19 protein-coding genes and 1 pseudogene are annotated in these 18,784 nt (G+C 75.2%); 10 read left to right on the top strand and 10 right to left on the bottom strand.

Translation table 11 applies throughout. From position 1 onward, the window contains the following. Window positions 1-146: 146 nt before the first annotated feature. The gene (locus PGN05_RS17600; protein ID WP_419753856.1) at window positions 147-872 is read left to right on the top strand and encodes a hypothetical protein; all 726 of its coding nucleotides are present in this window, start codon (window positions 147-149) and stop codon (window positions 870-872) included. Window positions 873-945: 73 nt separating this feature from the next. On the opposite strand, the gene PGN05_RS17595 is transcribed toward PGN05_RS17600, so the two are convergent. The 3 genes from PGN05_RS17595 to PGN05_RS17585 form a co-directional block, all read right to left on the bottom strand. Continuing rightward, a complete protein-coding gene (locus PGN05_RS17595) occupies window positions 946-2,652 on the bottom strand; it encodes a DUF885 domain-containing protein (RefSeq protein WP_419753855.1) in 1,707 nt (568 codons plus the stop codon). Beyond that, window positions 2,649-3,185, bottom strand: a complete 537-nt coding sequence (locus PGN05_RS17590) for an FABP family protein (RefSeq protein ID WP_419753854.1) — start codon at window positions 3,183-3,185, stop codon at window positions 2,649-2,651. The genes PGN05_RS17595 and PGN05_RS17590 overlap by 4 nt, the downstream gene beginning before the upstream one ends. 172 nt (window positions 3,186-3,357) lie before the next feature. Next, the gene (locus tag PGN05_RS17585) at window positions 3,358-4,287 is read right to left on the bottom strand and encodes an NAD-dependent epimerase/dehydratase family protein (RefSeq protein ID WP_419753853.1); all 930 of its coding nucleotides are present in this window, start codon (window positions 4,285-4,287) and stop codon (window positions 3,358-3,360) included. Between the two features lie 127 nt (window positions 4,288-4,414). Here PGN05_RS17585 and PGN05_RS17580 point away from each other — a divergent pair, with 127 nt between their 5' ends. Both PGN05_RS17580 and PGN05_RS17575 read left to right on the top strand, forming a co-directional pair. Beyond that, window positions 4,415-5,098: a TetR/AcrR family transcriptional regulator gene (locus tag PGN05_RS17580; protein ID WP_419753852.1), complete on the top strand. Its 684-nt coding sequence runs from the start codon at window positions 4,415-4,417 to the stop codon at window positions 5,096-5,098. A 1-nt stretch (window position 5,099) separates the two neighbouring features. Then, window positions 5,100-5,603: pseudogene (locus tag PGN05_RS17575) on the top strand (DUF4184 family protein); the annotation flags it as partial. Between the two features lie 151 nt (window positions 5,604-5,754). Here the strand turns inward: PGN05_RS17575 and PGN05_RS17570 are convergent. Further along, window positions 5,755-6,189, bottom strand: coding sequence for a hypothetical protein (locus PGN05_RS17570; RefSeq protein ID WP_419753851.1), 435 nt, complete (start codon window positions 6,187-6,189; stop codon window positions 5,755-5,757). A 185-nt stretch (window positions 6,190-6,374) separates the two neighbouring features. On the opposite strand from PGN05_RS17570, the gene PGN05_RS17565 reads away from it, so the two are divergent. Then, window positions 6,375-7,625, top strand: a complete 1,251-nt coding sequence (locus tag PGN05_RS17565; protein WP_419753850.1) for a PP2C family protein-serine/threonine phosphatase — start codon at window positions 6,375-6,377, stop codon at window positions 7,623-7,625. A 60-nt stretch (window positions 7,626-7,685) separates the two neighbouring features. On the opposite strand, the gene PGN05_RS17560 is transcribed toward PGN05_RS17565, so the two are convergent. The 5 genes from PGN05_RS17560 to PGN05_RS17540 all read right to left on the bottom strand — a co-directional run bounded on the left by PGN05_RS17560 (window position 7,686) and on the right by PGN05_RS17540 (window position 11,014). Next, window positions 7,686-7,979: a DUF1416 domain-containing protein gene (locus PGN05_RS17560; protein WP_419753849.1), complete on the bottom strand. Its 294-nt coding sequence runs from the start codon at window positions 7,977-7,979 to the stop codon at window positions 7,686-7,688. Window positions 7,980-7,985: 6 nt separating this feature from the next. After that, window positions 7,986-8,813 (bottom strand): sulfurtransferase, encoded by an 828-nt coding sequence (locus PGN05_RS17555; protein ID WP_419753848.1) that lies wholly within the window; start codon window positions 8,811-8,813, stop codon window positions 7,986-7,988. A gap of 281 nt (window positions 8,814-9,094) precedes the next feature. After that, a complete protein-coding gene (locus PGN05_RS17550) occupies window positions 9,095-9,451 on the bottom strand; it encodes a thioredoxin family protein (protein WP_419753847.1) in 357 nt (118 codons plus the stop codon). Between the two features lie 41 nt (window positions 9,452-9,492). Continuing rightward, window positions 9,493-10,182: a DUF2993 domain-containing protein gene (locus PGN05_RS17545; protein ID WP_419753846.1), complete on the bottom strand. Its 690-nt coding sequence runs from the start codon at window positions 10,180-10,182 to the stop codon at window positions 9,493-9,495. Between the two features lie 10 nt (window positions 10,183-10,192). After that, window positions 10,193-11,014: a hypothetical protein gene (locus PGN05_RS17540; protein ID WP_419753845.1), complete on the bottom strand. Its 822-nt coding sequence runs from the start codon at window positions 11,012-11,014 to the stop codon at window positions 10,193-10,195. A gap of 228 nt (window positions 11,015-11,242) precedes the next feature. Between PGN05_RS17540 and PGN05_RS17535 the strand changes: the two genes are divergently transcribed. From PGN05_RS17535 to pstB, 6 genes are all read left to right on the top strand, one after another. Continuing rightward, window positions 11,243-11,974, top strand: a complete 732-nt coding sequence (locus PGN05_RS17535; RefSeq protein WP_419753844.1) for a winged helix-turn-helix transcriptional regulator — start codon at window positions 11,243-11,245, stop codon at window positions 11,972-11,974. Further along, a complete protein-coding gene (gene mshD / locus PGN05_RS17530; RefSeq protein ID WP_419753868.1) occupies window positions 11,958-12,923 on the top strand; it encodes a mycothiol synthase in 966 nt (321 codons plus the stop codon). The genes PGN05_RS17535 and mshD overlap by 17 nt, the downstream gene beginning before the upstream one ends. 211 nt (window positions 12,924-13,134) lie before the next feature. Next, window positions 13,135-14,250 (top strand): phosphate ABC transporter substrate-binding protein PstS, encoded by a 1,116-nt coding sequence (gene pstS, locus PGN05_RS17525; RefSeq protein ID WP_419753843.1) that lies wholly within the window; start codon window positions 13,135-13,137, stop codon window positions 14,248-14,250. A 115-nt stretch (window positions 14,251-14,365) separates the two neighbouring features. After that, entirely contained in the window at window positions 14,366-15,316 is a 951-nt protein-coding gene (gene pstC, locus PGN05_RS17520; protein ID WP_419753842.1) for a phosphate ABC transporter permease subunit PstC, read from the top strand. Next, on the top strand, window positions 15,316-16,395 hold the full coding sequence (gene pstA, locus PGN05_RS17515; RefSeq protein ID WP_419753841.1) for a phosphate ABC transporter permease PstA: 1,080 nt from the start codon (window positions 15,316-15,318) through the stop codon (window positions 16,393-16,395). Before pstC ends, pstA begins: the two co-directional genes overlap by 1 nt. 28 nt (window positions 16,396-16,423) lie before the next feature. After that, complete coding sequence (pstB, locus tag PGN05_RS17510; protein WP_419753840.1) at window positions 16,424-17,203, top strand: phosphate ABC transporter ATP-binding protein PstB; 780 nt, start codon at window positions 16,424-16,426, stop codon at window positions 17,201-17,203. A gap of 60 nt (window positions 17,204-17,263) precedes the next feature. Here the strand turns inward: pstB and PGN05_RS17505 are convergent. After that, window positions 17,264-18,784: LCP family protein (locus tag PGN05_RS17505; RefSeq protein ID WP_419753839.1), on the bottom strand; the 1,521-nt coding region annotated here is incomplete at its 5' end.

Here is an 18,784-nt window from a genome sequence, read left to right as displayed (position 1 = left end):
CGAACGGCGGCGAGCGAGAACCGGACAGTCACCCGACCCCCGGGCCGCCGACACTTGTCCAGTCGGCCCGCGTGCAGCTCCCCTGCCCAGCAGGGTCCAGCGCCGCGGAGCAGCCCGGGGGTTGTCCGTTCTCCGGGGGAGGTCAGGTGGCGTTGACCGGCCGCCTGGTCGAGACCGACCTCTCCGCCGGCGCCTGGGTCGCCACCGCCCTGCGCCCTGCCGAGGAGCACGTCGTCGGCTCTCTCGTCCCGCCCGTGTTCCCCGCCTACGCGCGGGTGTTCCACCCCGCGGCCCGCTACGCCGGCCTCGAGGACGTCGACGTGAGCTGGACCGAGGTCGCCGCCGGCAACCGCACCGTCGCCCACCCGGCCATGGAGTGGGGGTCGATCACCGGCGCCCTGGAGTACTTCGAGGAGGCCGACCAGTCCCCCCTGTGGGACGGCGCCCCCGCGCGCGGCCACCTGCCCGAGGGGGTCGCCGCCCGGCTGGCCGCGGTCCTCGCCCGGCACACGGCCACCCCGGGCGACTGCTGGTTCGGCGTCTGGGCGGGCTCCCCGGCCATCACCGCCGACGGGCCCACCCTCGCCCTGCCCGGCCGGGAGCACTGGCTGGTCCGCGGGCCCGTCGACCTGGCGTCGGCGAACCTGGCGCCGGAGCCGCACGAGCAGAGCGCGAACCTGTGGTGGCCGGCGGACCGGGCCTGGTACGTGGCGACCGACATCGACCTGGTCACCACCTACGTCGGCGGCAGCGTCGCCTGCATCGAGGACCTGCTGGACGCACCCGGCCTCGAGGTGGCCCGGGTGGAGCCGGGGCAGCGGACCACCTGGGACGCCGACACGGTCAACCCGCCGCCCTTCGACGCCGACTGAAGAAGGACCCCTCGCACGCTCGCGGCGGGCCCCTGCAGGGGCCAGGAGCCGAGACGGGGCCGGGCGGCGGCCCTCAGAGGACGGCGAGCTCGGCGGCGAGGTCGTCGAGACCGAGCGAGCCCTGCGAGAGGGCGGCCATGTGCCACGCCTTGAGGTCGAAGCCCTCCCCGCGGGCCCGCCGAGCAGCCTCCCGGCCCTGCAGCCACGCGCGTTCGCCCAGCTTGTAGCTGATCGCCTGCCCCGGCATGCCGAGATAGCGGATCAGCTCGCTGTCGAGGAAGTCCGCCGAGGCGCCGCTGTGCTCCCCGAAGAACGCGCGGCCCAGCTCCGGCGTCCAGGGCCGGCCGCGGTGCTCGGCCAGCACGCCGTCGGCGTCGTCGGGCACCGGGAGCTCTAGGTGCATGCCGATGTCGACGACCACCCGCATGGCGCGCAGCTGCTGGGCGTCGAGGAAGCCGAGCCGGGTGCCGGGCTCGGTGAGGAAGCCGAGCTCGTCCATCAGCCGCTCGGCGTAGAGAGCCCAGCCCTCCACGTTCGCGCTCACCGACCCGAGCGAGGCCTGGTACGTCGAGAGCTGGGGCGCGACGTGCGCCCACTGGGCCAGCTGCAGGTGGTGGCCCGGGACGCCCTCGTGGTACCAGATCGAGGTCAGGTCCCACAGCGGGAACCGGTCGCGGCCGAGGGTGGGCAGCCAGGTCCGGCCGGGGCGGGAGAAGTCCTGCGCGGGCCGCGTGTAGTACGGGGCGGCGGCGCTCCCCGGCGGGGCGATCATCGCCTCGACCCGGCGGACCGGCTCGGCCAGGTCGAAGTGCGTGCCGTCGAGGGCCTCGATCGCCTCGTCCATCATCGCCTGGAGCCGCTGCCGGATCGCCTCGACGCCGTCGACGGCCGGTCCGTGCTCGTCGAGCCAGCGCATGGCGGCCATCGGTGTTCCGCCGGGCACCACCCGCTCGGCCTCGGCCCGCTGCTCGGCGAGGATCCGCCGGTGCTCGGCCCAGCCCCACGCGTAGGTCTCCTCCAGGCCGTCGCCGGCGCCGAGGTCCGAGCCGGTCCAGCGGCGGACGTGCAGCGCGTAGCGGTCCCGGCCGACGGCGTCGGGGGTCCCCTCGGCCTGTGCGGCGTAGGTGTCGCGGAGGAAGTCGCGGATCCCGGCGACCGCCTCGTCGGCGGCGCCTGCCGCGGCCGTCAGCTCGGCCCGCAGCGAGTCCGGGCCACCGGCGGCGAACCCGCCGAAGAACGGCCCGGACAGCCACTCCCCGAGCTGGTCGACGACCGTCGCCACCTGGCGGGGGGCGACGAACAGGCCGCGGCGGGCGCCCTCCTCCAGCGACGCCCGGAAGCCGCGGTACGCCTCCGGCACGCGGGCCATCCGCCGGGCGATGACCGCCCAGTCGTCGTCGGTAGCCGAGGGCATCAGCAGGAAGACCTGGCGGATCGAGTGCACCGGGCTGAACAGGTTGGACAGCGCGCGCAGCCCCTCGCCGGCCTCGTGCATCGCCAGCTCGGCGCCCAGCCGCTCGCGCAGCAGCCGCGCGCAGCGCCGCTCGACCGGGTCGTCCTCCTGAGCCGGTTCCGCGGCCAGCACCCGGTCCAGCTCGGCGAGGGTGTCGCGGGCCAGCCGCGCCTCGGCCTCCAGCCCCGCGGGACCCGGGTCGGGCAGCCGGTCGTCGCCGGGGCGGGTGCCCAGCGACGTGGCGACGATCGGGTCGAGGTCGCAGACGGCGTCGACGTAGCGGTCGGCGACCTGGCGGGGGGTCCGCGGAGCGGCAGCGTCGGTCATCGGATCCGTTCCAGGCGGGCGGACATGGTCGGCCGCAGCGGCTCGTCGGCGGCCGCCCGGTCGATGGCGTACATGAGGGCACCCTCGACGAGGCCGTAGAGGCGGACGGCGCGGGTGACCTCGGGGGCGTCCGGGGTGCGGGCCACGACGTCGCTGGTGAGCTCCCAGCTGGTCGTCGTCCGGGCCCGCCCGACGTACAGCTCGACCAGGCCGTCGGGGCTGGTGACCAGCAGCTCGACGTCGTCCCGGCCGCGGGGGCGCCAGAAGCCGGACTCGCGCACGCCGGGCCCCGCCAGCTGCCCGTCGTCGCTGAGCCGCCAGGTGCGGGACTCGTAGGCGAGGAACCCGCGGCCGTCGTGGCTGAACCGGATCCACTGGCCGAACCGGTGGTCCCCCTCGGCGCCGGCGGCCTGGCCCTCGCCGTGCCACTCGCCGAGCAGCGGCAGGACGGCCAGCAGCTCCTCGGAGACCTCGGGCCCCGAGCGGACGTCGACGGTGTCGGGAACCGGCAGCTCGGTGCCGTCCGCGGTCACCGCCGCCCCTCCCGCGGGCGGCGGGCGAGCCGGAGGGCGCCGTAGCCGCTGCCCGCGGCAGCCAGCGACGCCAGGGCGACGAGGACCCAGGCAGAGACCATGTGCCCACCGTAGGGCCGCGGAGGAAGGCGCCGGCACGGCCCCGCCCAGGGCGGCCCGGTCCACGGCTCCGTCAGGCCGGAGCCGGCACGGCTCCCGCCGTCGCGGCCAGGACCTGCGCCCACGGCGTGGGGATCAGGCCGAAGGTGGCCGTGGTGGCCGAGGCGTCGACCACGTACTCCTGGTCGAACTGGTGACGGACGTCGACCACCTCCCGCATCATCGGCGACACCACGCCGATCCCGCGCAGCACCGCCCACGGGATGCCGCTGACCGGCACCGGCGGCACGTGCATCGCGGCGGCGAGGTCGCCGATCGCCTGGCGCTGCGACCGCGGGGCGGAACTGGGCACGTGCCACGCGCGGCCCGGCGCGCGCTCGTCGGTCGCCAGGGTCACCAGGGTCTCGGCGACGTCGGGCAGGTACGCCCAGCTGCGCGGGGCGTCGGGGTCGCCGACCACCCAGGCCCGCCGGCCGCGGCGCAGGGCGGGCAGCTGGCGGACCAGGTGCGAGTGGGCGGCCGGCACCTGCGGGCCCACGAAGTCCGCGGCCCGGGCCTCGGTCACCCGCACCCGGCCGGCCTCGTGCGCGGCCAGCGCCTCCCGCCACATCGCCGTCCGCACCCGGCCCTTGAGGTCCGTGGCGGCCAGCGGGCTCTCGGGCGTCATGGGACCGGTCGGGCGGCCGTACCCGTAGAGGTTGGACATCGTGACCAGCACGGCACCGGTGCGCTCGGCCGCCGACAGCAGGGCGGCGGCCACCGGCGGCCAGTCGGTCGCCCACCGGTGGTAGGCGGGGTTGACCGCGTTGTAGAGAGCCGCCGCCCCACTCGCCGCGGCCGCCACCGCGGCGGCGTCGGCCGCGTCGACGGCGCGGTGCTCGACGGTCGCGGTCGAGGTCCCCCCGCTGCGCGACAGCACCCGCACCCGGTGTCCCCGCGCGGCGAGCAGTTCCGCCGTCGTCGTCCCGACCGGGCCCTTGCCCACGATCACGTGCAGTGCCATGCCGTCCTCCTCGCGTCTCCGAGAGCGGTGCTCTCGATTGCGGACGACGCTCGCACCATGCGGCCAGCGTGTCAAGAGCGGTGATCTCGCTTGCGTGCACCGATCTCGAAGCGGAAGGATGACGGGCATGCCGCCCACCGCCCGGGAGCGCGTCCGCGCCGAGCTCACTGCCGAGATCGCCGACGCGGCGCGCCGCCAGCTGGCCGAGGTGGGCGCCGCGGCCCTGTCCCTCCGCGCCGTCGCCCGGGAGCTCGGCATGGCCTCCTCGGCGCTCTACCGCTACTTCCCGAGCCGCGACGACCTGCTGACCCGGCTGATCATCGACGGCTACGACGCCCTCGGCGCCGCGGCGGAGGGCGCCGACGACCCGGACGCGGCGCCCCGCGAGCGGTGGCTGGCCGTCTGCCGCGCCGTCCGGGCGTGGGCGCGCGCCCACCCGCACGAGTACGCCCTGCTCTACGGCACGCCCGTCCCGGGCTACGCCGCGCCGCGCGACACCGTGCCCGCCGCGGCGCGGGTCGGCGTCGTGCTCGGCCGGGTGCTGGGGGACGCCGCTCGCGCGGGTGCGCTACCGGCCGCGGCCGGCGTCGCCCGCGACCCGTCGCTGCTCAGCGACGGCACGGTCGAGGTCCTCGGCGGCGAGCACCCCGCCCTGGACGACGCCGTCCGGCTGCGGGCCCTGCTGGCCTGGAGCTCGGTCTACGGAACGATCAGCTTCGAGCTGTTCGGGCACCTCGTCGGCTCGGTCGAGGACGGCGACCGCTACTTCGACGCGGCGATGGCCGAACTGGCCGGCCTGGTCGGCCTCTGACGTGCCCTTCACCCCCAGCCACGCGGCGGCGGTGCTGCCGTTCCTCCGCACACCGCTGCCCGCCTCGGCGCTGGTCATCGGCAGCATGGCGCCCGACCTGCCCTTATACCTGCCGGTCGCGGTGCCGTGGCCGACCCACACCGCGCTCGCGGTGGTCACCGTCGACGTGGTGCTGGGCGGGCTGGCCTGGGTCGCGTGGCACGGGCTGCTCGCGCCGCCCGCCGTCGCGTGCGCCCCTCCCGCGGTGCGTTCGCGGCTGACCGACCTCCGGCCGGGCCTGCGGTCGCGGGCCGCGACGACCTCGGCCGTGCTCTGGACGCTGCTCGCGCTGGTCCTCGGCGCGGCGACGCACGTGCTGTGGGACGAGTTCACCCACCCGCGCCGCTGGGGACCCACGCACCTGCCCGTGCTGGCCGAGCAGTGGGGGCTGTTGCCGGGCCACCGCTGGCTGCAGTACCTCAGCGGACTGGTCGGCGGGCTGCTGCTGCTCGGCTGGCTGGCCCGGTGGTGGCACCCTGACCGCACCGAGCCCGGGGGCGGCGGCCTACGCCGGCGCCACCTGGGGTGGTGGCACCGCACTGGCCGTCGCCGTCGTGCTGGCGGCCGGCTGGCACGTCCGCGGCCGGGCGAGCCGGCCGCGACCGACCGCCTGAGCGTCAGCCCCCGGGGCAGCGGGTGTCGCCGCCGCTGTGCTCCTGGCACGCCGGCCGGCCGCCGTCGGTCTGCACCGGGACGTCCCCGCTGCGCCACCACCCCGACGGCAGGGCGGCCGCCCCCAGCGCCAGCGCGCCGAGCAGCGCCACGGCGAACGCCCACGCCGCCGCCCGCCGCGACCGCCAGGTGAGCACCAGGCCGAGCAGGGGGACGCCGATGACGAGCAGCAGGGCGACGAGGGTCAGCGTCTGCGCCTCCGCCCGCTCGGCCGCGGTCGGGGTCTCCCCGAAGAACGGCGCGGCGGTGATCGCCGCACCGAACAGCAGCAGTGGGGGGACGAGCAGCCACGCCAGCCAGAGCAGCACCAGCAGGGCCGTCGGCGCCCGCCACGGACGGCCGGCCGCGAGCCGCGCCCACGTGTGCTGCCCGCCGTCCACTGCGCCACTGTGCCCGATCCACGCCCCGCCCGGCCGGAGCTCCACGCGCGGCCCGGGCCGGCCAGGACGGCGTCCGCGCGCGGCGCCGCGGAGCGATGGGGCAGGCTGGGACGTCAGGCCGGCGGGCGGGTCGCAGGGAGGGCAGCGTCATCGAGGAGCACCGGATCGATCCGGACACCGGAGGGGTGCGTGGCCTCCAGGCGATGGAGAGCCGGCTCTCCCGCACGGTCGCGCGCTACGAGCGGGTGCTGGCCAACGTCGCCGACGGCATCTACGGGCTCGACGCCGAGGGCAGGGTCGAGTTCGTCAACCCGGCCGCCGTCCGGATGACCGGCCACCCCGCCGCGGATCAGCTGGGGCTGGACCAGCACGAGCTGCTGCACGCCGTCCGGCTCGACGGGTCGCCGTACCCGAAGGAGGAGTGCCCCGTCTGGCGGGCCCTCCGCACCGGTCGGACGGTCGCGTCCGACGGCGAGGTGTTCTGGCGCCGCGACGGTGTCCCGGTGCCCGTCGAGCTGATCGCGGTGCCCACGGTCGAGGGCGGGCGGGTGACCGGCGTCGTCGTCTCCTTCCGCGACCTCACCGACCGCCTGGCCGCGCAGCGGCAGGCCGCCGAGCTGCGCCACCTGGCCGAGCAGGCTGCCGCACAGCGCGCCCTCTCCGACCGGCTGCAGCAGGCGCTCCTGACGCCGCCGCCGGAGCCGGACCACCTCCACATCGTGGTGCGGTACCGGCCGGCGTCCCACGAGGCCCAGGTCGGCGGGGACTGGTACGACGCGTTCCTGCAGCCCGACGGCGCGACCATGCTCGTCATCGGGGACGTCGTCGGCCACGACAGCACCGCCGCCGCCGCGATGGGCCAGCTGCGCGGGCTGCTGCGGGCGCTCGCCTACGACAACGCCGAGCCGCCGGCGGCCACGCTGACCCGCGCCGAACACGTGGCACGCGGACTGGCGGTCAGCAACCTCGCGACCGCGGTGCTGGCCCGGATCGAGCGCCGTCCGGACGTGCCGGTCGCCGGGCACCGGGTGCTGCGGTGGAGCAACGCCGGCCACCTGCCGCCAGTGGTGCTCGCCCCCGACGGCACCACCACGCTCCTCGAGACCCGGCCGGACCTCATGCTGGGCGTGGACCCGGAGGCGCCGCGCACAGACCACACCGCCGAACTGCACGACGGGGACACGCTGCTCCTGGTGACCGACGGCCTGGTGGAGCGCCGGGACGCCGACCTCGACCAGGGCCTGGCCACCCTGCGGGAGGCGCTGCGGGACCTGGGGAGGGTCCGGCTGGACGAGCTGTGCGACACGCTGCTCGCCCGGATGCTCCCCGCCGACGGCGCGGACGACGTCGCGCTCGTCGCCGTCCGGGCCTATCCCGAGGACCGGCCGCGGCCACCGGAGGCGGGGCCCAACCGCCTGCCGCCCGGAGTCTCCTGAGAACGCGGCAGCGCCCCTCTCGCACGAGCGAGAGGGGCGCTGCCGTGTGGGGGTCCGCGCTCAGCCGATCGCGACCGTGGTCTCGTTCAGGCCCACGTCGGCGGTGAGCACGCGCTCGCCCTTGCCGACCGGCGCGAGCGAGCGGAGCTTCCACTCCCCCGGCGCGGCGAAGAACCGGAACTCACCCTCGGGGCTGGTGACCACCTCGGCGGTGAACTCGTCGGTCGCGTCGAGCAGCCGGACGTAGGCGCCCGCGACGGGGGCGCCGTCGTACCAGACCGAGCCCTGGATGACCGTCTGGGTGCTCAGGTCGATGCCGGCGAGGGTGCCGCCCTGCTTCGGGGCTCCGCACATGTCAGCTCACTTCTCGATCGGGACGCCGACGAGCGAGCCGTACTCGACCCAGCTGCCGTCGTAGTTCTTGACGTCGGGCTTGCCGAGCAGCTCGCGCAGCACGAACCAGGTGTGGCTGGAGCGCTCGCCGATCCGGCAGTAGGCGATGGTCGCCTTGCTGTCGTCGTAGCCCTGCTCGTCGTAGAGCTTGGCCAGCTCGTCGTCGCTCTTGAAGGTGCCGTCCTCGTTGGCCGCCTTGCTCCACGGGATGTTCTTGGCCGTGGGCACGTGCCCGCCCTTCTGCGCCTGCTCCTGCGGCAGGTGCGCCGGCGCGAGGATCTTGCCGGAGAACTCGTCGGGCGAGCGGACGTCGATGAGGTTCTTCGAGCCGATCGAGGCGACGACCTCGTCGCGGAACGCGCGGATCGACAGGTCGGGGTCCTGGGCCTGGTATTGCGTGGCCGGGCGCTCGACCGGGTCCTTCGACAGGGGGCGGCCGTCGAGCTCCCACTTCTTGCGGCCGCCGTCCATCAGCTTGACCGACTCGTGGCCGTAGAGCTTGAAGTACCAGTACGCGTAGGCGGCGAACCAGTTGTTGTTGCCGCCGTAGAGGATCACCGTGTCGTCGTTGCTGATCCCGCGCGAGGACAGCAGGGCCTCGAACGCGGTCTTGTCGACGAAGTCGCGGCGCAGCGGGTCCTGGAGGTCCTTCTTCCAGTCCAGCTTGACGGCGCCCTCGAGGTGGCCGCCGTCGTAGGCACTGGTGTCCTCGTCGACCTCGACGAAGACGAGACCGGGCTGACCGAGGTTGTCCTGGGCCCAGTCGACGGAGACGAGCACGTCGTTACGGCTCATGGGGGGTGTTCCTCCCTGTGGTGGGTGTGCGGTTCGGTGCGGGCGGGGATCCGCCGCGCGGTCAGGCAGGGGGTGGCGGCGGGCCGGGGCGAGGCCGGTGGGCGTCGGCGCAGGCCGGCGCCGAGGCGGCTCGTGCGGCGGGGCTCCCGGACGAGGGGCAGGGCACGTCCGGGCGACGCGGGACAGCCCTCAGGAGGCCGGACACAGGCAGCTGCCGACGCGGCACAGATCGACCGTGCGCCGCGAGGTCAGCAGGATGCCCACGGGCCGAGGGTAACGGATCACACACCACAGCCGTCCCGGGTGTCCCGGCCGGCGGTGCGGTGGGCATCGACCAGCGCGGCGAGCTCCCCGGCCCGCGGCGCCCGGTCCAGCCGGCCGAGCAGGCGGCCGCCGGCCCCCAGGAACAGCAGCGCCGGGGTGGCCCGCACGTCGAGGGCGCGCACCGCCGCGAGGTGGCTCTCGGCGTCGACGTCGACCGCGACGAGGCCCGGCCGGGTCGCGGCCAGCTGCCGCAACCGCACCCGCGTGGCCCGGCACGGACCGCAGAACGCCGTCGAGAACTGCACGACGGTCAGCTCGGCGTCCTGCGGGTGCACGCCGAGCTCCGCGAGGAGGTCGGGCGGGACGTCGGTCACCCTCCCGGCAACCGGCCGGGCGCGGAGCCGATTCCCCCGGATCAGCCGCGCAGCACCGTGTCGGTGGCCTCGACGGCGACGGCGACTCCGTCGTCCCCGGGCGTGACGCCGGTGAGCTGCAGGCCGAAGGGCAGCGGCGGAACGGGGTAGCGCAGGTCGAGGAGGTCCGCGGCCCGGTCCAGCACGAAGCCGGGCACGTCGACGCCCGCGCCGGCGGCCTCTGCGACGTCGAGGACCAGGTCGCCGCCCTCCAGGCGCACGGTGCCGACGGCGGTGAGCGGCACGGTCACCCCGGCCACCTCCACCGTCCGCTCGACCCGCAGCCGGTCGCCCTCCCGCCGCAGCGTGGTCCCGGGGCCCAGCTGCTCGGCCAGCAGCGGATAGGCCAGCGTCGCCGTTCCGTCGATGCGGTCCACCGGGACCTCCTGCACCGATCCGGAGAGGACGTCGGACAGCGGGACGGCGACGCCGCGCAGCGTGACGTCCGCGCGGGTGCCGTCGGGCCGGCCGAGATCGGCGGCGCTCAGGGAGATCCGCACGTCGTCGTACCGGCCGCCGATGGCCTGGGTCAGGAAGGGGAACCCCCGGATGTCGACGTCCGGCTCCCCGGCCAGCCCGCCGCGGTCGGCGACCACCGCGGCGACCCGGTCCTCGGCGATCCCGACCCCGATCCGGTCGGCGAGCACCCCGAGCCCCAGCAGGAGCAGGAGGACGACCACCAGCGCGCGCACCCGGCGGCCCTCAGAGCGCGTTCTGCAGGACGAGGGAGAAGGCCACCGGAGCGCAGGCGGCCAGCGGCAGCACCGCCTGCACCAGCGGCACGGCCCACGCGCTGCCCGGCCCCTCGGCGACGACGTGGTCGGCGGCCAGCGCGACCAGGGCGGCGACCGCGCCGAGCACCAGCCCGAACAGGAGCACCGCCAGCACGTCGAACAGCTCGCCCGAGCCGTGCCGCACCAGCGCGACGGCGGCTCCGGCCAGGACTGACAGCACCAGGCCGGGCACGCCCCGCGACAGGCCCGGGGCGACCGGCGGGCGCGGCAGCACGAGGTCGACGAGGTGGCCCACGAGCAGCGTCGTCCCCACGACCAGCAGCGCCGTGGTCGCGGCCGGCGACCCGTCCCCGGTGGGCTCCAGGCGCAGCAGGACCGCCAGGGCGCAGACCGCGCACAGCAGCAGGAGGACGCCGGCCAGCGACCCCACGACGTCCCGCCGCGGCGCCCGCCGCAGCATCTGGTGCAGGACCGCGGCGAGGAAGCCCAGCCCTGGCACCGCGAGCAGCGACCCCACCTCGGGCCGCTCGGGGACGACCAGCAGGACGTCGGCGCCGGCGGCGGCGGCCAGCCCGAGGACGGGCGCCCCGGTCCGCCCCAGGATCCCGGTGGCCGGGACCCAGGCGGCGACCAGCGCCACCTGCAGGACGGCGACCGCGGCCAGCCGCCCGGTCTCCCCGAGCTGGGCGGGGAGCAGCACCAGCAGCGCGACGGCGACGGCGACCGCGCCGGCCGCGGACAGGTGGGCGCTGCGCGCCGGCGTCTCGACCTGGGTCGGAGCGGCGGTCACCCGGGGATCGTCTCAGACGCCCAGGGTCCGATCCGCGCGACGAGCGGCCCGGCCGCCCCGCTGTCGGCGTGTCCCGGCCCGCGCACCCGCGCCCCGCCCGCCGGGCGTCCCGTTCCGCGCCGCGGGTCGGAGCGCGGCGGCACGTCGGTTATCCTGCTGTCTCTCTCTCGACAGCGCCGTCGTGGGCCCTCGGACGAACCCCGTCCCCGCCTCCCCTGAGGAGACGACATGCGACTCGTGCTCATGACCTCGGCGCGTCAGGCCACCACGGAGGTGCTGCCGGCCCTCGGGCTGCTCGGGCACCAGGTGCGCGTCGTCGCACCCGAGCTGTCGAGCCTGCTCGACGGCGACTCCGGTGACGTCGTCCTCGTCGACGCCCGCCACGACCTCATCCAGGCCCGCACGCTGTGCAGCCTGCTGTCCTCCACCGGGGTCGCCTCGGCGCTGGTGGCGGTGCTCGCCGAGGGCGGCCTGGTGGCGCTGTCGGCCGACTGGGGGGTCGACGACGTCCTGCTCGACACCGCCGGCCCGGCCGAGGTCGACGCCCGGCTGAAGTGGGCCACCGCGCGGCGGCTGGCCGCCAGCACGCCGGCCGACGGCGCGGACGGCGGCGTCACCCAGGCCGGCGAGCTCGTCATCGACGAGCACAGCTACTCGGCCAAGCTCCGCGGCCGTCCGCTCGACCTCACCTACAAGGAGTTCGAGCTGCTCAAGTACCTGGCCCAGCACCCGGGCCGGGTGTTCTCCCGCGCGCAGCTGCTGCAGGAGATCTGGGGCTACGACTACTTCGGCGGCACCCGGACCGTCGACGTCCACGTGCGCCGGCTGCGGGCCAAGCTCGGCACCGAGCACGAGGCGCTGATCGGCACCGTGCGCAACGTCGGCTACAAGCTGGACCAGCAGGTCGCCGACGCGACGTCGGCCGCCGCGCGCGCCGAGGCCGATCCCGAGCTGGTCTGAGGCCGCGCTGACCGCACCCGCCGCCGTCCGGGACGTCGCCCGCCTCGACGCGGCCGACGTCCCCGCCGTGCTGTCGCTGCTGCGCGCCGCGGCGGCGGCCGACGGGGTGCGCCCGCTGTCGGAGGAGGCGGAGCTGCGGCTGCAGCACGGCGGCCCCGCGGGGGGCCGGGACGTACTGGCCGTGGCGGCGGACGGCGAGCCGGCCGGCTACGCCCGGTTCGAGGGCGGCGACGACGGCGGGGACGCCGAGGCGGAACTGGTGGTCGCGCCGCGGCACCGCCGGCGCGGGGTCGGCCGCGCCCTGCTGAGCCACCTCGAGGAGCTGGCCGGCGACCGCCCGCTGCGGGTGTGGGCGCACGGCGACCTGCCCGGGTCCGCCGAGCTGGCCGCCCCCCGCGGCTACCGGCGGGCCCGCGTGCTGCTGCAGATGCGCCGCGACCTCGCCGGCGTCGACCCCGCCCCCCGGCCGGCCCTCCCCGACGGCGTGCACGTGGCGGCCTTCCGGCCCGGCCGCGACGAGGCCGCCTGGCTGCGGGTGAACGCACGCGCCTTCGCCACCCACCCCGAGCAGGGCAGCTGGACGTCGGAGGACCTGCGGCTGCGCGAGGCCGAGGCCTGGTTCGACCCGGCCGGGTTCTTCCTCGCCTGGCGGGGCGACCCGGACGCCGGCGGCACGCTGCTCGGCTCGCACTGGACGAAGGTGCACCCGGCCGGCGACGAGGGGCCGGAGCCGGTGGGGGAGGTCTACGTCCTCGGCATCGACCCCGACGCCCAGGGCCTCGGCCTCGGCCGGGCTCTGACCGACCTGGGGCTGGCGCACCTGCGCGGCCGCGGGCTGGGCCAGGTCCTCCTCTACGTCGAGGAGGACAACACCGCCGCGGTGGCGCTGTACGAGCGCAGCGGCTTCACCCGGTACGCCGTCGACGTCTCCTGGCGGCGCGCCTCCTAGTAGCGGTACGGCCCGGTTTCCAGGCCGACGCGCACACGTTCACCTGCTGGACGTGATCTGGTTCTCACCCGGTCGGAGAAGGCTCCGCTGCCGTTCACCCGTCGTTCACCGAGCGACCCGGAGTCGTCCATCTCCCCTCCTTAGCGTCGGTGCACGTTGGTTCCACGCTGCCCGGCATCGAGGTCCGGGCACTCCCCCGAAAGGCACTGACTTGAAGCTGCGCAGCAGCACGCGCACCCTCACCCTGTCCACGGCACTCGCCGCGACGCTGGCCCTGGCCGCGTGCGGCGCGTCCAACGAGGGGGAAGCCGCCGGCGGCGGGGGCGGCGGTGGCGGGACCACCGAGGAGCTGAGCGGCGACCTCGTCGGCGCCGGTGCCAGCAGCCAGCAGGCCGCCATGGAGGCCTGGCAGGCCGGCTTCGAGGGCGAGCAGCCCGGGGTCCAGTTCAGCTACGACCCCTCCGGCTCCGGCGCCGGCCGCGACGCCTTCACCGGCAACTCCGTCGACTTCGCCGGCTCCGACGCCGCGATGGACGACGAGGAGCTCGCGGCCGCCCAGGAGCGGTGCGGCGGCGGCGACGTCTTCGAGCTGCCCAACTACGTCTCGCCGATCGCGGTGATCTACAACGTCGAGGGCGTCGACGAGCTGAACCTCTCCCCGGCGACGATCGCCGGCATCTTCACCGGCGCCATCACCACCTGGAACGACCCGGCGATCGCGGCGGACAACCCCGACGCGACGCTGCCGGCCACCGCCATCACGCCGGTGCACCGCGCCGACGACTCGGGCACCACGGAGAACTTCACCGACTACCTGTTCCAGGCCGCCGGTGACGTGTGGACGAGCGAGCCCGACGGCGAGTGGCCGCTCGAGGGCGGCGAGGCCGGGAACCAGACCTCCGGCATGGTCGACCTCGTGGGCCAGGTGCCCGGCGCCATCGGCTACGCCGACGCCAGCCGCGCCGGTGAGCTGGGCGTGGCCAACATCGCCGTGGGCGGGGAGTTCGTCGCCCCGTCGCCGGAGGCCGCCGCGGCCGTGGTCGAGAACAGCCCGGCCGTCGAGGGTCGTGGCGAGTACGACTTCGCCATCGAGGTGAACCGCCTGACGGAGTCCACCGACGAGTACCCGATCGTGCTGGTCAGCTACCACATCGGCTGCATCCAGTACGACGACGAGGAGACGGCGAACAACGTCAAGGCCTTCATGCAGTACGTGATCAGCGAGGACGGGCAGCAGGCCGCCGCCGAGAACGCCGGCAACGCCCCGATCTCGGACGCGCTGCGCGAAGAGGGACAGACCGCGGTCGACGCCATCAGCGCCGGCTGACCGGAGCAGCAGAGCACGCCGCGGTGGCCCGGGACGTCGGACGACGCCCGGGCCACCGCGCCGCCCAGCCGAGGGCGCCCCGAAGTCCCCACCTGATCGATCCCACGGAGCAGCGGTGACCGACACCAAGGCACCATCCGAGCCAGCGCCGCAGCGGGCCGTCCGCCGGCAGAGCGACCGCCTCTTCGCCGGCAGCGCCAAGGGCTCCGGCATCTTCATCCTCGTCGTCCTCGCCGGGGTGGCCGTCTTCCTCATCACCGAGGCCATCCCCGCCCTCACTGCCTCCTCCGACGACATCGCGGGAGGCGAGGGCTTCGGCGCCTACGTCTGGCCGCTGGTCGTCGGCACCCTGCTCGGCGCCGTGCTGGCGCTGCTGATCGCGACGCCGCTCGCGGTGGGGATCGCCCTGTACATCACGTACTACGCCCCCAAGCGCATCGCGGCGGGCCTGGGCTACGTCATCGACCTGCTGGCGGCCATCCCGAGCGTCGTCTACGGCTTCTGGGGCGTGGCCGTCCTGGCGCCGACCCTGGTCCCCTTCCACCAGTGGGCGGCCGACAACCTGAGCTGGATCCCGCTGTTCGCCGGCCCGGCCTCGACCAGCGGCCGCACGATGCTCACCGTCGGCGTGGTCCTCGCCGTGATGATCCTGCCGATCATCTCCGCGATCTCCCGCGAGGTCTTCGGTCAGGCGCCCGCGCTGCACCGGGAGGCGGCGCTCGCCCTCGGCGCCACCCGCTGGGAGATGATCAGGATGGCGGTCCTGCCCTACGGCCGGTCCGGCGTCATCGCCGGCGCCATGCTGGGCCTGGGCCGTGCGCTCGGCGAGACCATGGCCGTCGCGATCGTCCTCTCCGGCGGAGCCGCGGCCACGGTCAACCTGATCAGCAACAGCAACCCCTCGACGATCGCGTCCAACATCGCGCTGAGCTTCGCCGAGGCCAGCGGGCTCGAGGTCAACACCCTGATCGCCACCGGTCTGGTGCTGTTCATCATCACGCTGGCGGTCAACATGCTGGCGCGCTGGATCGTCAACCGTCGGGCCGAGTTCTCGGGAGCCAACTGATGAGCACCGCCACCCGCCCGGCACCCGAGGCGGCCGCCGAGCCGCGCCCCCCCGTCCGCGTCGAGCGCCGGCTGCCCCGCTACGCGCCGCTCGGCCTGTTCCTGATCGGCATCGCCCTCGGGGCCGTCCTGTCGGCGGTGACCGGGTTCAGCGTCACCTCCACCGTCATCTACGGCGTCATCTTCGGCACCGTGATCGTGTACGCCACCTCGCGGGCCGTGGAGGGCCGGCGCAAGGCCACCGACCGCCTGGTCACCTCCCTCGTCACCACCGCCTTCGGGATCGCGATGGTCCCGCTGGTCTCGCTGGTCTACACGGTGCTCGACCGCGGTCTGGCCCGGCTCGACGGCCAGTTCTTCACCAACTCGATGTTCCGGGTGGTCGGGGAGGGCGGCGGCGCCTACCACGCCATCCTGGGCACGCTGATCATCACGGTGCTGGCGACGGCCATCTCGGTGCCGATCGGCCTGTTGGCCGCGATCTACCTCGTCGAGTACGGCGCCGGCCGGCTCAAGAAGGCCATCACGTTCTTCGTCGACGTGATGACCGGCATCCCGTCGATCGTCGCCGGGCTCTTCGCGTTCGCCCTGTTCACGCTGGTGTTCGGCAACGACGTGCGCCTCGGGATCATGGGCGCGATCGCACTCGCGGTGCTGATGGTCCCCGTCGTGGTCCGCTCCTGCGAGGAGGTCCTCAAGCTCGTCCCGAACGAGCTGCGCGAGGCCAGCTACGCCTTGGGCGTGCCGAAGTGGCGGACGGTCGTCAAGGTGGTCCTGCCGACCGCGATCGCTGGACTCGGGACCGGCATCACGCTGGCCGTGGCCCGCGTCGTCGGCGAGACCGCGCCGCTGCTGGTCACGGTCGGGCTGATCACCGGCACGAACCTCAACCCCTTCGACGGGCGCATGGCGACCCTGCCTGTGTTCGCGTTCTACCAGCTGACCCAGCCGGGCACCCAGACGCAGGCGTACCTGGACCGGGCCTGGACGGCAGCCCTCCTGCTGATCATCCTGGTCATGGCGCTGAACGTCGTCGCCCGCTTGATCAGCCGCTTCTTCGCCCCCAAGACCGGTCGCTGACCGACCGACTGACCCGGAGGACACGCACGTGGCCAAGCGCATCGAGGTCTCGGACCTCAGCATCTACTACGGCAACTTCCTGGCCGTGGAGGGCGTCAACGTCGCCATCGAACCGCGCAGCATCACCGCGCTCATCGGCCCCTCGGGCTGTGGCAAGTCGACGTTCCTGCGGTCGCTCAACCGGATGCACGAGGTGCTCCCCGGCGCCCGCGTCGAGGGCAAGGTCGTCATGGACGGCCAGGACCTCTACGGCTCCGACGTCGATCCGGTGAACGTCCGCCGGCAGATCGGCATGGTCTTCCAGCGGCCCAACCCGTTCCCGACCATGTCCATCTACGACAACGTGCTGGCCGGCAACCGGCTCAACAGCAAGCGGATGAAGAAGGCGGAGGCCGACGACATCGTCGAGCGGTCGCTGCGCGGCGCCAACCTGTGGAACGAGGTCAAGGACCGGCTCGCCCGGCCCGGCTCGAGCCTGTCCGGTGGTCAGCAGCAGCGGCTGTGCATCGCCCGCGCGATCGCCGTGGAGCCCGACGTGCTGCTGATGGACGAGCCGTGCTCGGCACTGGACCCGATCTCCACGCTGGCGATCGAGGACCTGATGACCGAGCTCAAGGAGCAGTTCACCATCGTCATCGTCACGCACAACATGCAGCAGGCGGCGCGGGTGAGCGAGTCCACCGGCTTCTTCAACCTCAACGGGGTGGGCCAGCCGGGCCGGCTCATCGAGTTCAACCCGACCGAGAAGATCTTCGGCAACCCCGACCAGAAGGCGACCGAGGACTACATCTCCGGCCGCTTCGGCTGACAGAGGCCCCCCTACCCCCCGCCACTCGCAGGCTCGCGGCGGGACCCTGCAGGGGGGCCTTCAGCAGCTGACCGGCTGGGCGGGCGCCGGCGCGGCCGGCGCCGCGGCGGTGTCCGGCTCGGGGGCGGGTGCCGGCGGCGGGGCGACCTGCACCGGGACGACGGTCGAGTAGCCGGGGCCGATGACCAGCTGCACGGCACCGCCGATGGAGTCGCTGGGCTGCAGCACCGATCCGGGGACGGCGGCGGCGACGGTGCGCGCCGCCTCCTCGGCGCCCGGGCCGTAGCGGACGACGGTCTCGGTGATCGCGCCCAGCTCGTTCCCGACCTGCCCGACGCCGAAGCCCTGACCGCGCATCAGGTCGGCGACCGTGGCCGCCAGCCCGCTGGTGGCGGTGCCGTTGAGCACGTCGAGGGTCACCGCGTTCGGCGCGACGGTCAGCGGCTGCGGCGCCGGCTCGGACGGCGGCTGCTCGGCCGTGGGGGCGGCCGGCTCCGCGGCGGCGTCGTCCACCGGGGCCGCCGCCGGATCGGGCTGCGGGAGCCGGCCCTCGTCGATCACCTGGTCGAACAGCGCGCGGGTGCCGGCGCCGTCCAGCACCACGTAGGCCTGCTCGCTGCCCGCCGGCACGTAGCCGACCTGCGCCACGGGCAGGCCGCTGCGCTGCACCTGGTCCCCGGAGAGGTCCCCGAGGGTGCCGGCGAGCGAGCGCAGGTCGCCGAGGCTGGTGCCCTCGTCGACGGTGAGCGCGTCGGAGGCACGGGCGAGGAACGTCGTGAGGGTCACCGGGTTGCCGACCGTCCCCCACGACATCGCGGTCCGGAGCGTGGCGGTCAGCAGCACCTGCGCACGCTCGGCGACCGCGGCGCCCGTGACGTCGGCGCCGGCGTCCCCCGGGGTGAGGTAGGCCGAGGCCCGGTCGCCGGAGAGCCGGCTGCCCCCGGCCGCGAGCGGGCTGGCCGAGGCGGCCACCGCGTCGGTCACCGTGGGCAGGCAGACGTCGATCCCGCCCAGGGCGTCGACCATGCCGGGCAGCCGCCCGAGGTCCACGCCGAGGTAGTGGTCGACCCGCAGCCCGGAGACCTGCTGCACCGCGCGGACCATGCACGCCGGCCCGCCGTCGAGCAGCGCCGCGGCGAACGCCTCGGTCACCGGCTCGCGCACCTCCCCGTCGGCGTCCGCGCAGGCGGGGGTGTCCACGAGCGCGGTCGGGGGGATGCTCACCAGGACGGCGTGCTCCTCGTCGGGGCTGACGTGCGCCAGGAGCGTGGCCACGCCCGCGACGCCGTCCTGGCCGGGCAGGCCGGTGCCGACCACCAGGTAGGTGACCGCGCCCTCCTGCAGCTGCGGAGCCAGGACCTCGGCGCCCTGGGGGGCGAGGGCCTGCACCCGGCGGATGCCCTGGTCGACGTAGAAGTACAGGCCCAGGTGGTACACGACGACGAGGCCCACGAGCGCGAGCACGGCCAGGCCGGCGCGGATCAGCCGCCGGCGACCGGGACTGCGGGCGGCGCGCCGGGCGGCCCGGCGCTCGCGGGGGCCGGGCGGGGCGAGGCGGGTCGCGCCGGCCGGCGCGACGTC

Origin of the sequence: Geodermatophilus sp. CPCC 206100 (assembly GCF_048569675.1) — a bacterium.
Lineage (GTDB): Bacteria > Actinomycetota > Actinomycetes > Mycobacteriales > Geodermatophilaceae > Geodermatophilus.
This window is presented reverse-complemented; position numbering and strand designations above follow the sequence as displayed.

Bases quoted from the DNA above. Each gene is read 5' to 3' on its own strand.
- PGN05_RS17595 (WP_419753855.1), bottom strand. From the start codon at position 2,652: ATGACCGACGCTGCCGCTCCGCGGACCCCCCGCCAGGTCGCCGACCGC.
- PGN05_RS17580 (WP_419753852.1), top strand. From the start codon at position 4,415: ATGCCGCCCACCGCCCGGGAGCGCGTCCGCGCCGAGCTCACTGCCGAG.
- PGN05_RS17535 (WP_419753844.1), top strand. From the start codon at position 11,243: ATGCGACTCGTGCTCATGACCTCGGCGCGTCAGGCCACCACGGAGGTG.
- PGN05_RS17585 (WP_419753853.1), bottom strand. From the start codon at position 4,287: ATGGCACTGCACGTGATCGTGGGCAAGGGCCCGGTCGGGACGACGACG.
- PGN05_RS17555 (WP_419753848.1), bottom strand. From the start codon at position 8,813: ATGAGCCGTAACGACGTGCTCGTCTCCGTCGACTGGGCCCAGGACAAC.
- pstA (WP_419753841.1), top strand. From the start codon at position 15,316: ATGAGCACCGCCACCCGCCCGGCACCCGAGGCGGCCGCCGAGCCGCGC.
- PGN05_RS17560 (WP_419753849.1), bottom strand. From the start codon at position 7,979: ATGTGCGGAGCCCCGAAGCAGGGCGGCACCCTCGCCGGCATCGACCTG.